Source organism: Salmonella sp. WC3, assembly GCF_042932255.1.
Lineage (GTDB): Bacteria > Pseudomonadota > Gammaproteobacteria > Enterobacterales > Enterobacteriaceae > Salmonella > Salmonella enterica.
This window is the reverse complement of sequence record NZ_CP170629.1, coordinates 1980619-1993783: the sequence shown is the minus strand read 5'-3', so window position 1 is coordinate 1993783 and position 13165 is coordinate 1980619. Positions and strand designations below refer to the sequence as shown.

General features: G+C 53.8%; 13 protein-coding genes and 1 pseudogene. All 14 read right to left on the bottom strand.

Annotated elements, in window-relative coordinates:
* Positions 1–10: 10 nt before the first annotated feature.
* Positions 11–343: a phage tail protein gene (locus tag ACFK9X_RS09435; protein WP_151116252.1), complete on the bottom strand. Its 333-nt coding sequence runs from the start codon at positions 341–343 to the stop codon at positions 11–13.
* Positions 340–3327: a phage tail tape measure protein gene (locus ACFK9X_RS09430; RefSeq protein WP_151117921.1), complete on the bottom strand. Its 2988-nt coding sequence runs from the start codon at positions 3325–3327 to the stop codon at positions 340–342. The genes ACFK9X_RS09435 and ACFK9X_RS09430 overlap by 4 nt, the downstream gene beginning before the upstream one ends.
* A gap of 79 nt (positions 3328–3406) precedes the next feature.
* The gene (locus ACFK9X_RS09425; RefSeq protein WP_010989009.1) at positions 3407–3736 is read right to left on the bottom strand and encodes a phage tail assembly protein T; all 330 of its coding nucleotides are present in this window, start codon (positions 3734–3736) and stop codon (positions 3407–3409) included.
* A complete protein-coding gene (gene gpG, locus ACFK9X_RS09420) occupies positions 3733–4131 on the bottom strand; it encodes a phage tail assembly chaperone G (RefSeq protein WP_000478859.1) in 399 nt (132 codons plus the stop codon). Before gpG ends, ACFK9X_RS09425 begins: the two co-directional genes overlap by 4 nt.
* A 45-nt stretch (positions 4132–4176) precedes the next feature.
* Positions 4177–4926: pseudogene (locus ACFK9X_RS09415) on the bottom strand (phage tail protein).
* Between the two features lie 11 nt (positions 4927–4937).
* Positions 4938–5339 carry a phage minor tail U family protein gene (locus ACFK9X_RS09410; protein ID WP_000196703.1) on the bottom strand — a complete coding sequence of 134 codons (402 nt, stop codon included), beginning with the start codon at positions 5337–5339 and terminating at the stop codon, positions 4938–4940.
* Positions 5336–5902, bottom strand: coding sequence for a phage tail protein (locus ACFK9X_RS09405; RefSeq protein WP_151116250.1), 567 nt, complete (start codon positions 5900–5902; stop codon positions 5336–5338). Before ACFK9X_RS09405 ends, ACFK9X_RS09410 begins: the two co-directional genes overlap by 4 nt.
* Complete coding sequence (locus tag ACFK9X_RS09400) at positions 5883–6182, bottom strand: ATP-binding protein (protein WP_000774239.1); 300 nt, start codon at positions 6180–6182, stop codon at positions 5883–5885. The genes ACFK9X_RS09405 and ACFK9X_RS09400 overlap by 20 nt, the downstream gene beginning before the upstream one ends.
* Entirely contained in the window at positions 6175–6498 is a 324-nt protein-coding gene (locus ACFK9X_RS09395; RefSeq protein ID WP_001107908.1) for a DUF2190 family protein, read from the bottom strand. Before ACFK9X_RS09395 ends, ACFK9X_RS09400 begins: the two co-directional genes overlap by 8 nt.
* A gap of 90 nt (positions 6499–6588) precedes the next feature.
* On the bottom strand, positions 6589–8670 hold the full coding sequence (locus ACFK9X_RS09390) for a ClpP-like prohead protease/major capsid protein fusion protein (RefSeq protein WP_151117919.1): 2082 nt from the start codon (positions 8668–8670) through the stop codon (positions 6589–6591).
* Positions 8594–10141, bottom strand: a complete 1548-nt coding sequence (locus ACFK9X_RS09385) for a phage portal protein (RefSeq protein ID WP_391029445.1) — start codon at positions 10139–10141, stop codon at positions 8594–8596. Before ACFK9X_RS09385 ends, ACFK9X_RS09390 begins: the two co-directional genes overlap by 77 nt.
* Positions 10138–10344, bottom strand: a complete 207-nt coding sequence (locus ACFK9X_RS09380; protein WP_151116248.1) for a primosomal replication protein PriB/PriC domain protein — start codon at positions 10342–10344, stop codon at positions 10138–10140. Before ACFK9X_RS09380 ends, ACFK9X_RS09385 begins: the two co-directional genes overlap by 4 nt.
* The gene (locus tag ACFK9X_RS09375; protein ID WP_000989241.1) at positions 10341–12479 is read right to left on the bottom strand and encodes a phage terminase large subunit family protein; all 2139 of its coding nucleotides are present in this window, start codon (positions 12477–12479) and stop codon (positions 10341–10343) included. The genes ACFK9X_RS09380 and ACFK9X_RS09375 overlap by 4 nt, the downstream gene beginning before the upstream one ends.
* The gene (locus ACFK9X_RS09370; protein WP_000371784.1) at positions 12436–12969 is read right to left on the bottom strand and encodes a DUF1441 family protein; all 534 of its coding nucleotides are present in this window, start codon (positions 12967–12969) and stop codon (positions 12436–12438) included. Before ACFK9X_RS09370 ends, ACFK9X_RS09375 begins: the two co-directional genes overlap by 44 nt.
* Between the last annotated feature and the right edge of the window lie 196 nt (positions 12970–13165).

The following is a 13165-nucleotide window of genomic DNA, read 5'->3' as shown; positions in this document are numbered from 1 at the left end:
ATCAAAAATACTAAGAAATAACCTGCTCAAATGTCGCGGTGAATGTTATTTTCAGCAATCCCGCTTTCACACTCCATTTCCGGCAGACAACCTTAATCTGCTGGTATCCGTAAGGCGGAGTCCACAAAAACGCCTTCACACCGTTATGCTGTGACAAAAAGCCCTCCAGTGCCGGACCATCCTCCCGGTCAACGCGGATAGTCACACTGTATTTTTTCAGGTCATTATTGATCCCGGATGCACGCCGCTGCTCGTAGCCATCACCGAACCTCACCACCGACACCTGTGGTTCCGAATCCACCCCCATGTCCGGGTCAACTTTCCAGTGAAAGGTTTTCATCATCGATATGCCCCGCTAAGCCTGCCGCCGTCACGCCCCTGCTGCTGCACGAAATCAGCCGCCGCCTTTTTACCCAGATCATAAACCGCCTTCAGCGCCTGCGGCGTCAGTTCCGGCCCCGTGTTGCTGATTGCAATATGATACTGCGGTGCAAACATCGCCATCCCTCCGGAACCTGCTGCCACAACCCCCAGCTTACCGTCAGTACCGCGACGAAGCGGCAGTATAGCCTCCGGACCGGCCTCTCCCATTACTGCCGCCCCTCTGGCAAATGCAAAGAACGTCGGTCTGTTAACAATACTGCCGCTGTACTGACTGAGTCCTGCTGAGCGGTACACGCCGCCGTCCGCATTTGGAATGACCGACAGCGCCGCTGAACTGTATGCCCCGGATGGTGTACTTCCGCCTGCTGATGCGCCAAAGCCGAACATACCCAGTACTGAACCCAACAGTTTAGAAGCCGCAATACGTGCCTCCATTTTTGCCAGGTCAGCCAGGATGGAGACCGTCAGGCTCCGGAAACTGCCCTTTCCGGTCACGGCAAAATTCGCGATACTGTCCGCCATGCCGTTAAATGCGTTTGTGAAAACGTTCTCCGTCATGCCTGCCACGTTGCCCCCCTGCGCCAGAAAGTTATCCAGCGCCCGCGACGCGCCCTGCGTCCAGTCTCCCTGCGCAGCATCCACTTTCGCGTTATAATCCGCCCACTCAGCCAGTCGGCGATCGAGACTGGCCTGAAGTTCCTGCTCCGCCTGACGGTATTCGTCAGAACCGTATGTCCCTTTTGCCTTGCTGTCGCGCTTAAGCTGCTCCAGTTGTTCCTGGTAGTGCTGTTGAATTTTCAGATGCTCTTCGTACCGGCCACGTTGCTGATCGCCCATACCCATTGTGGCCAGCGCCAGTGCGTGCTGCTGCCTGACGCGGGATTCTTCGTCAGCGAGCTGGCTGGTTAATGTGAGCGTCTTTTTCTTCAGTTCATTAAAGGCATTCTGGTGTTGCAAATCCTGTTGTGAGATATCCAGCTTCTGTAGCGCAAGCGCTATTTCATCCTTATGTGCCAGTACGCTTTGTTCATCCGCCGTCAGTTTTTTACCGGACAAATCAGCGATGCGCTGCTGAAATGACAAAAGCTGCTTATGCGCTTCCGTCATTTTTTCGGTCATGGAAAGCTTCGCGGCGGCAATCAGCCCTTCAGTCTGCGCCTGTTGCTGGCTGTACTGCAAAAGCAGTCGCCCGGCCTCGTCGTTGTAGTAAGCCTTTGGCTTTTCCTTCTGCCGTGCCATTGCTTTTTTATGGCGTTCGTTTTCACGCTCCAGCGCGGCATTGCGTACCGCTGCATCGGCATACTGCATGGCGGTAATGCGCGCCACCTCCCGTTGATGCCGCAGGGATTCAGTTTCATTATCCCGGTTCAGCGCGGCGTTCTGCTCGTTCCGGCGCTTCTGAGTCTTCTGATAATTACGCTCTGCCTGCGCCTTCGCATCCAGCAGGTCCTTCTGGCGTTTCTGTTCCTGAAGTTCGTTCAGTTGCTGCTGATCATATTCAGTCTGGGAGGAAGACACTGTCCATGGCGTTTTTCTGGCGCGCGCGATTTTTTCCTGCAGTGTCGCGATTTTTTCATCGAGCGTATCTTCCCGCCCGATATCCAGCATCCGATCCCACGCCCACTTCGCCGCATCACCCACGGCATTCCATGCCTTCTCGATCCAGACCAGATTATCATGTACGTCACCCGCCCGTTTATTCATCTCTTCCGAATACGCGGACATGGCAATTTTCGCAGCATCAGCCGTTCTTCCCTGTTCACCGAGCACCCTGATTTGTTCAAGCTGGGTGGCAGTCAGAAAATGCAGTGCCCTGTCCAGTTCTTTCGCCGCATTCACCGGATCATCCTGCAGCCGTTTAAACTGGCGGATGGTTTCATCCACTGACTGCCCCACGTTTTCCTGCATTCTGGCCGCGGTACGGGATACCATTGCCACTGCCTGCCCGGTAAACGCTCCGCTACCGACCACCTGGGTCAGTACTCCTGCCGCGTCGTGCTGCGTGACGCCATTTCCGGCGAGCGACTTCGCCATTTCATTAAGCTTGCCTGTGGTTTTTCCGGCGTAACTTCCGGTCAGAATAAGCTGTTTATTGAACTCCTCACTTTCTTTCGCCCCCTCATAGTACGCCTTACCCAGTCCGTAAACCGCCGCAGCCACACCGCCAACCAGCCCGCCGAGCATCATGCCCTTCGGCGACATCAGTTGCTCAATCCACCCGGCCCGGTTGGCCAGCGTGATACCGGAACCGCGAAGGGCGCCAAAATTTCCCCGTGCCAGTTCACCAATCAGTACGCCTATCTCGCGGCGCGCCATTGCTGATTTCAGTCCCAGTGCATGAGTGGATTTTGTTGCGGTATCCAGTTTGCGGATATAGACATCGGCGGCACTGCTAACCCCCAGTTCAGCCGCCTTCACCCGCAGCAACTCAGTACGGGAGAGGCCCTGTACCGCCGTCTGCTCTTTCAGTCGACGTATAAACTGTGCTTTTTTCTGCGTGGCCAGCGCCTCCGCATCGGTAAGTTCGCGTGTCTTTGCAGCAGCTTCAGACACCAGCGCCAGATAATCGCCCTGTGAAATATCTCCGCGTCCTTTCGCCTGTCGTACCTGCGCCTGGATACGCTGTAACTCCTGCAGACCACCGCTTAACTGTTTTACACTGTCAATCTGACGGTAAAATGCCGCTGCGGCTGCATCCTGAGCCTGTGCAACCACCGCTGCCTGCGCAGCTTCCGCCCTTAACTTCTGATTCAGGTCGACAGCCCTTTCTCTGGCCTCGTTCGCCTCACGCGCCAGTTGTGCCATAGCGTCACTCTGTGTGCGTGTGGCAACCTGTGATTGCGCCATAGCGGCACTGATACTTTTTGCCGATGCCGCCACACTTCTGGCGCTGGACTCCATACATCGCTTGATGCGTTTTTCAACGAGATCACTGCTGTCCACCAGCTTCCCCAGCCCGTTACTGGCAGTCTGAAGACCGGCGGCAACTTTAGCTGTATCAACATCCATGTTGATGACGATATCACCGACTTTCTGGCTCAAATCTCACTCCTCCCGGAATACCGACTGCCACTTCAAGCAGATCCTGCTCCGTCATGCTCTGTACCGCTCCGGGTAATGTCAGCAAACTGAAGTCCGCTGCATCGATTTCTTTCCCCGTCACCAGCATGAACACCTGCGCTTTCAGCGTGGAAAACTCCGCATCCAGCAGGGCATCACTGAAACTGTTTTCCCGAAAGAAATCAGCCCACTCACTAAGTTCAGTTGAACTCATTTCGTCCAGCATCCGGCGCCAGTCAGGCCGCCGGAACTCCCGGGCCAGTTGCCGGACAAAATGAAGCTCATTATTCAGGACTTTTCCGGCGTCATGTCCTCTGATTCATTACCTGAATCACTGGCGTTATCTTTCTTATCCGCAGACAGCCCGCTGAGCATCAGAACACTTTCTGCGCCTGCGTCCAGCGCCTCATACGACCACTTCGCCTGTACTGACTGATAAAGCGTGTCTGCATCCTGAGAAGAATCACCATTCAGAAGCGAGCGGGATACCAGCCAGGCATTAATTTCCAGTGCCATTTGCATATAAGCCACGCGCTTATCCGCTTCCGTCGTACCATCCATATCCGTGTCATATTTCGCAGTACGTTTCTGGATGAACTCCAGGTACTCAATACGTTGCAGGCCGGATAACTCGAACAATGCCACCGACGCATCCCCCCGGGTAAACGTCTCTTTCTTTAAAAACATGATTTATTCCTGAAAAAAATGCCCCAAAACAGGACGAGAGGTGGGTTATGCCTGAACAGTAATATCCGCAATAGCGGTAAAATTACCGTCTGTTGTCATGCCAATAATTTTCACTGTACCTGCCTTAACACCTTTTACAGTGGCAATATTTTCCGCCTGCGTGACGGTGGCTGTAGTCGGATCTGACGTTGCGATACGCAGTGATTTATCTGTCACGTTATCCGGTTTCACCGTGAACGTAACCGCTGTTGTGGCGCCGACCTTCACGGTGGCATTTGTCGGTTCCACTGTCAGTCCGGTAACACTAACCACTTCCGGTGCATCCTCTTCAGCCATGTACGGACGGCCCACACTGGTAATTTTTACTGTACGGGCGATCTCATCCTTACTCTGCACCGTTTTCCCCAGCGAGCTCACCCAGCCTCTGAACACATCAACAGTGCCGTTCGGATACTTGATCCGGAATCCGCGCTTCTGCCCGGTCGTGAACAGTTGAATAAGCTTTTTCTGTACGTCCTCACCTGGCTTCCACGCCAGCGTCACAGAAGTATCCCCGGCAGACTTCTGTCCCTATGTGGTACTTTTCCAGTCAGCGTTCTCGTCATCAAGATAGTTATTATCTTCTGCATCTGCCGTCAGTTCTCCCGGCTGCAGGTCTTTTACGTTTGCCAGCCTCAGCCAGTTATTATCACTTAGCGGGCTGGCGAACGGATCACCCTCGCTGTTGTACATCCAGAATGTGGTATTTGCGCCTTTTACCGGCGCAAGTGGATTAGGAATTGTCGTGTCTGTCATTCTCTTTTCCTCTACATGGAATAGGTGATGTCGTAACTCAGATCGGCTGACCCCCACATCGCCATTTCATCGTCTCGCTGATAGTTATACCCCTGCGCCGACATTGTCCGGATGATGTCACCCAGTCCCGCCACGCTCCCCAGTGCCGGATACACCCTGTTCTCCATCTGTTCATCCAGGGCGCTGTCCGGTGCAGTGGCTTTCAGAAATACTTCCACATGTAGCACCGCGCTCCAGATATCACCGTCCACCTCAGTACCGGTATACTGAGCATCACTCAGGTACACCGCCACCGCAGGTAACTCATCCTCCTCCACCACGACCGGACGACCGTCAAAAAACGTGGTGGAGCCATCATCGGTCTTTTTTAATGCGGCAATAATGGCCTGCCGTACTGCACTGTGTCGGGTCATTTTTTAGTGAATCTCCTCAGTTCATAACTGATTTCATGCTTCAGCTCTTTGGGCATCTCCGTTTTCATCTGTAAAACAACCTGCGTGTTGAACGCATGGCGCAATGCATCAGCAACCGGGATTTTCACCACATTAAGTGGGTATCTTCCGGCACCGGAACGCTCAAATACCTGCCACCATCCGTTCGGAGCCTGCGCAATAAACCCCCGGTCAAAACGGTATTTTCCTATACGTAGCGGCTTACCTTTTCTCCCCCTCATCGGGGTTGATGGTGGCGAACTCAGTAACCTGATGGCAGTCAGCGGATCACAGTTCACATAAATGTTGGCAAAAGGCTTGTCCGCTCTGGCCAGCCTGACTCTGGCGCGACGTCTTACCGCTCTGACGGGAATACCCTGCCGTCGGTTGTCTCCGGCCACCACCAAAGCAGCAGCACTGCGAACTGACACGCTGACCACCCGTTTTGCCACCCGGTTAATGGCCCGAATTTTTGCCCGGGTCACATATCCACGATCAATTTCTTTAAGTACTGAAATGGCCTCTTTAAGCCCCTTTACCTCCATTGTTCTCCTCCAGAGTCAGTTGTGGCTTACCGTTAAAACGCCGGATACGGGTCACGGTAAACTCACTGCCCCGCAGTACCACCCTGTCTCCCCGGCGCGGGATAACGTTGCCTGAAAACACCACTACGTTTTTTCCGTTTCCTTCAACAGGCCCCAGTTCAGCCAGAAAATCAGACTCCACCACTATGCAGTCAGTCCCGTTGATGTTGACCTTCATGCCGAAGCGTTCTGCGATAAGTGCATCCATGCGCCTTTTCATCCCGTCAAAAAGGTCAGCCATTAATTTTTACCGGAACGGTTTCATCACCGTTTGCCGCTGGCGCCCATACCACCCCGACATACGGCAGGCTGCCGGTTGCATCCGTCTGAACCACGTTATCCTTCAGATACACTTTTTTCCCGACGGCAATATCCTCTGTTGTCAGTTTTGGTATGCTGAATACCCCTTCTGCGATGCCGGTTCCGGCGCTCCCGGCGGCAATATCGGTAACAGCCACAGCGAACATATCGCCGACCTGTACCAGATCTCCGCTCTTTAGTGACGTGGTCGCCACAATTTCAATCGTTTTGCCGTCTTCCACGTAATTCTTAGCCACGGTTATTCTCCTTTCCGGCACGCCGTGCCGGATTTCAGGTATAAAAAAAGCCCGTCAGGGCCGTATCGCTTAATGTCTGCTTTTAGTGGGTTATACGGTGCATTTCACCATGCCGCGATAATCCACCGGCGCAACGCCCGCATCAATACGAACTTTCGTGGTTACGCCATCCACCGTGAATCCTTCCTGCTGGTCGATATACGGCTCATCCACGCCGTTAAGGTAAGCCACCTCAACGGTATCGCTGCCTTTTGCTGCAGTAAGATAGAAAGTGGACTGACTGGCGTCATCAAGACGAGGCTCCGCGATCACCGTGGCGAAATCTTTCACCGGGTTAATGATCCCGGCGTTAATATCCGCCCCCTTGACACTGACAGATTTAATCACCTGATTTGAAACAGACTCCATCGCCGTCGGCACCAGTACAAATGCCGGACGGATATTGAGGTGGCGATCGCCCTCTTTCTGCATCCGCATTAGCTGGCGCGCTTTATCCAGGGACGCCACATCCATAACGGCTTTTTCAAGGACGTTTGCGTGTTTCGTCTTGTCAAACAGCGCCACATTATCACTGGACAGTTTCTGGTTACTGATGAGAACGTCATAAACCAGATCGGCAATGGTGGCTTTTGCCGCACGTCCCAGCTTCATCGGGACATCCGTCAGCATATTCATATCATCATTGATGATGGCCTGGCGGGTAATGCTGAACAGCTCCCCATAGGTAGCGAGCGCAATGGTCGCCTGTTTATCCCCTGTGGTGACGTATTTGTATTCCGCTCCTTCACGAACCTGACGCAGTGAACTGAATCCCCCCATACCCACACGGTGCGCAATCCTGAAATCAGACAACTGTCCTTTTTTGGTCCAGACATCGAAGGTTTCCGGCGCTTCCTGCCAGCCCTGCAGAATGGACTTGTTTGCAACATCCAGCAGAATGTTACCGAAATCGGAGGTGCTGTGCGTAAATGCCATGCCGATCATCTGCATGGGATTCATGCTGGACACGCCTGTCCCCCTCGCCACCAGCGAAATTCGCGCCAGTTCACGCAGGGTCATACAGTTGTACGGGTTATCCTTCTGCGCTTCTTCATAGCCTGCGCGGGCCATCACGGCAGCGCGAACGGCGTCGCCGGTAATATTACCGTTTCCGGTATACATCCCGGCATGAAACTCTGCGCGATTCTGCGGACCATTCAGCTGGTTAGTCGGCGTAATACCTTTCGCCATCTCGGCCAACAGTCTGTCCTTCGCCATTTCCAGAGAGCAATCCACATCAGCAATGCACTTTGCCATCAGCGAGGCATAACGATCGCCGGAAAGTGAAAACACATTCTGAATGCCGGTGATACGGTTACGCTGTTCTTCCTGCAGGCGTGCGCGAATGGCATTTTCATCTACAGTCACCAGCGACTGAGCCTGCGACTGAATCTGTGACTCAGGGGCTTTTGCCTGTGGCTGCGGTTGCGCGCCTGCATTGCCCTGCGGGGCGATAATCATACCTTTAATGCTCTGTGGCATATGCTCAAACTCCTCAACACGTTTTGAATGAATACAGGCCATTGCTTTTACAGGCTGTATCAGTTTGTCGGCAAACCCTTCACTGACGCACTCCGCGCCGCTCATCCAGGTCTCCTTTGCCAGCATGGCAGCAATATCTTCAGGCGTTTTTCCAGTTTTTTCGGTATAGATGGGGATAATGACGCTTTCGATCTTGTCAAGCAGGTCAGCATATTCCCGGATATCCTCCGCCTCACCCCCCGCCACTCCGCGCGGCTTATGAATCATCATCATGGCGTTTTCCGGCATAATGATGGGATTACCTACCATCGCAATAGCGGATGCCATTGAGCAGGCCATTCCATCGATATACACCGTTTTTTGCGCCGGATGATTTTTCAGGAGGTTATAAATGGCTATTCCGTCCAGTACTGCTCCGCCAGGTGAATGAATATGCAGATTTATCCGGTTAATCTGTCCCAGTGCAGCCAGTTCTTCTGCAAACCAGCGAGCCGAAATTCCCCATCCACCAATCTCGTCATAAATGCGGACTTCCGCCGTGTTATTGGCTGCAGCCCTGATGGAATACCAGCTATTACTGCTTCCCTCCCCGCGTCCGTTCCCTGCTGTCATCACCGGCGGCATTTTTATCGCCGCCACTGTTGTCTTCACTTCCGGCATTATCCTGTTCCCCCGGGTCATGTGCCGGATCAGTATCAAATACCAGTCCCAGCTTACGGTTTTCGTCAATTTCCGCCTTACGGCGGCGTTTCACTTCAGCAGGTGCGCCGCCACAGGCACGCACCCAGTCACTCTCTGTTGCCGCCCCGCCGCGTATCAGTATCCTCCAGGCATTCGCCTCTTTCAGCGGATCTATCCACGGCATAACCGGACCGGAATACACGGCATTAAACAGGGTCTCCATGTCCGTGTCCGTCGGCACATCTATCACACCCGCCGTAATCGCCGTCGCCAGCCATCGCCGGTAAACCGGGCGACTGACGGCAGCAATAAAATTATCCTGTAGAATGGCGTATCCCTCCTGAGCCTCCACCAGCTCCTGACGCTGGGCGCTGTAGGTGCCGTCGTAGTTTCTAGCAATAGAAGAAAAACTTCCGCGTACACCTGCGGCAACCGCCCGCAGTTGCCCCATACGGAAAGACTCCAGGTTGGCATTTGGCCTGTCAGATTTGATGGTGCCGATATCCTCTCCCGGCAACAGGTCTTTCAGAATGGTGCCGGGTTCAATATCCAGATCGCGGTCTTTATCCGCATAATCTGGCGCGTCACCATCCTGTACCATTGCGTCACTGCGCCGGATAAACATGGCAAAAGCCGCCGAAATACGCGCGGCCAGCCTTTCACTGTCCTCATACTCCTTCAGATCCAGCAGCCGGATAATAACCGGCGCCAGCAGCGTGACGCCCCGCGCCTGATTCAGGCGACGGGTGAATTTAAGATGCAGCATATTTTCTGCATCGATAAGCTTGGTGGCCACCATAGCGGTGGCAAATCCCGGCCAGGATTTACAGACGATGTAACTTTTTGGCCTTTGCCAGTCGTTAAAATAGATCCCCTGAATCAGATTATTTGTACTGTCCGTCTGTTCCATCGGGACATAATCCGGTTCCATCGCCTCAAGCCAGAACGGTACGCCCGCCACCGGCTCAAGCCCCGGCATTTTTCCCGCCACCATCTGGGAGAACACCTCCCCGTCCCGCAACCATGTGCGTAACAAAAGGCGCTCCAGTACCGGGCGCGTATATTGTCCGGTCACGTCCGGCGACACGGACCACTCTGCCCATCTGGCGCGGATTTGTTCCGCCAGCGCGTTATTCAGCGTTCCGGCCACCGTCAGTGGTTGTGGCTCAACGATGATCCCCTTAGCCCCGATAACGCGCTCTTCCATCTTATCGAGCGCCCCCACCACCAGATCGTGATTGTTATCGAACCAGCGGGCCTGCTCCCGCAGGGACTTTCCGGCAATCTGGTTTAGTTGATTGGCGTTGCGGTTTTCACGCTTAATTTTATGTGTCCGGGTGGGTATTGCAGCCTCGTAAGCTTTTATTACTGCCCGCGATCGGAGTCTTGATACAGCCCATCCCGGCGACATCATGCTGATAGCTTTATCGATAAAATTCATGACAACCTCGCCCGGGTGAAAAGCCGTCGCGGATTATTTAACCGCTGTAACCTGTCTTCAATCTCGCGGCGCCCCTTCCTGATTTCCTCCAGGCTTTCCATTGTCATTGACTGACCGTTAAGCATGATGGACTTGCCTTTCAGTACAGCAAGCTCGGCCTCCAGACAGGCGTTGTACAACTCCTGTAGCCCTGCCCTGGTCATAACCACCCTCCTCCGGAACCACCGCCCCAGGCGGGTAAAATTTTTTTCTTCCTGGCTTTCACGGCTTTCTCTCCTCCTTCGTGTTGCTCCTGCTGGCGAACCTCAACAGGCTGCGTGGTTTTTGCGGCGTCTTTTTCCGGTAAGCGAGCCCATCCTGGTGGTTTTTCCCAGTTGATTCGCTCATAGCCACGGAGAATAGCCAGCGCGTGGGCGTAACACATCAGATCGAGCGCCTCGTTATTACCGCGTCCCGGTTTTTTCCACTTTCCGTCTGCGCTGCGCTCTTCATAGGTCAGTTCCTCGTAGAACCACGGCCCCAGCCAGTCAGGAAAATGAATGTAATTCGCCCCCGGCTCCTCACGCTCCAGTGCGGCAGCTACCCTGTCTTTCAGGGCATTGGTCTGTAACAGATACAACGGCACATCCCCCCTGGCTTTTGCCCGACGTTCTGAGCGTTCGGTGTTATCGGGATAGGTTTTGGTGATCAGCTTCTCGCGTCGGGTACTGTCTCCCTTGAACAGATAAACGCGCCCGGCAACGCCTTTTCGCTTACACCTTCGCCAGAACGCGTAGGCATTATCGGTAACACCGTCTTCACCGCCTGAGTCCACCGCCATTGCCAGTACCGGCATAAACTGTTCAGGATCTGCCGCCAGCGGATACGTCTTTTCCAGCACATCCGTTTTCAGCAAATCCCAGTCTTCCGGTCTTGCAGCCGGATTGACAGGCTGGCTTTCGCCATCCTCATTCACTCTCAGGGAATAACGGATGTTGTAGCGGTCAATGATCCAGCGTTCACCATATGCGCCATAGCCCACTACCTGGACCACAAAGCGCCGCTTTTTACCGCCCTGTACGTCAACGGTTGCCACAATAAAACGCACCCCGTCAGAAACGGTACGTTTTGATACGTCCTCAGCGCGTGCCATCAGCGCGTCACCGCTGCGTGCCTCCAGCGAGCGACGGGACTGATAGGGTAATCCCCAGTCCGTATTGATGACGGCTTTCAGGGTTTCCTCGCTGCCGGTTCGTTCGTATTCCTCTTCGGCGGTCAGCAGCTTGTAAACCAGTTGCGCCCAGGTCTGATAAGCCGCCGCCGGTCCCTCCATCCAGAAACTGGCGATACGTGAGCGGCGGGCTTCGCCGGTAATATTGCCGTCGCGGTCAATGTGCTGACCTTCCCGCAACCAGACGCCACGATTATTCAGCTCACGCTTCTGCTGTGGTTCAGTCAACTTATGGCAGTGTGGGCACTGAATCCGCGCTGCTTCACTGGCCTCCATAGGGTCGGCAATATGGCGATAGCCGGTCATATTCGCCATTGATGGCTGAAAATATTCGCCACAATGCGGACACGGCCAGTACCAGCGACGACGATCGCCACGGTTGTACAGGGAAAGTATTCCTGTGGTCGGCGGTGCTTCGTGCGGTGATGACGGTTTCCATCTGGTATCGGTAATTTCCCGCCCCGGCGAGCTCTCCACCAGTGTCATACCCAGCGACATAAACGTTGTGGTACGCTTCGACGCCAGCGAGAATGCATCCCCCTCACCATCAACATCTTCGGGGAACCGATCGTAGTCAGTCAGCGCCACACATTTAAAATCCGAAGACGAAAAAACATTGATTGATGGCCAGCCAATTTTCAGAAACGAGCCATCACGAAACGTTTTATCATGCACATTATTATCGTTACGGTGAGGGCTGAGTCTTCTTGCTATCGCCGGACTGTGGCGAAACATCTTTGCCAGACGCCGCTTTGAGTGCTCCTGCGCCTTGTCCTGAGTCATCTGAACCACCAGCATGTCAGACGGATCGCAGACAATATTGTAGGAAATCCAGCCGTCAATCAGCCCCAGCGTCTTACCGGTTCTTGCCGGGGCGACAAATACCACGGCATCGTAGCTGCGTGATGACAGGCAGTTCATGGCTTCCACCACATAGGGGGTCAGGGTGGATTCCCATGCCACAGAATTTCCCGCATCGCGTGGTACGCGCATATATTTTCTGACCGCATCCGATATTTTCATCCTGCGCGGCGGCCTGAACATCGATGAGATATCACATCCGGCAACAACGGCAGAGGCTAAACTATTCCTGCTCTTCCTCTTGCCCTTCGTCACCGTTGTCATCATCATCTCCGTTTATAGCATCCGCGCAGGCCTGGTATGTCATGCTGGCCAGATCTTCCCTGAGTTGATCAATAATTTTTTGCGTCATTTCCAGCGCATCAGGCGGCAATGCCGCATCCCTTTCCAGTAAGTCCGGCAGTATCTCCAGTGTCTTGACGACCGTTTTTGCCATGACAGCATAAACGCTCAGCACCTCGCTGGCCGGGATCAGAGTTCTCATCTCCTTTTCCAGCTCAATACGCGTCATTTCCGACTGAAACCATGCCCGTCGATCTGAGGGTTTCATCTTATTGGGGTCATTCTCCCCGGTAACAGCCGGCATCGTCATCATGGCGGTCAGAATATCCACCAGCCGGTAGATTTTCAGGTTACTACCGTTCCCACCTGAGGTTTTTACGCCCTTCAGCCTGCTGGCGATGGTCTGTCGGTGTGCACCAGTGATGGCCGAAAGCTGTGTGATGTTTAATTCGAGGCTTTTAATTTCCTGATCCACAGTCGTGCTCTTTTCCTGTATACGGTGAAAATGGCGTTCAGTGTCGAACAAAAAACGTACCACTTCGACACTAAAAACAGTAAATGCATTGATTTTTAAGGTTATTTTTCAGTGCTGACAGAGACTAAAAAATCAAAAATCAGCCGATTCCCGCGAGCCCGAAACCACCCGTGGCGCCCCCTGCCCGGGAGTACCT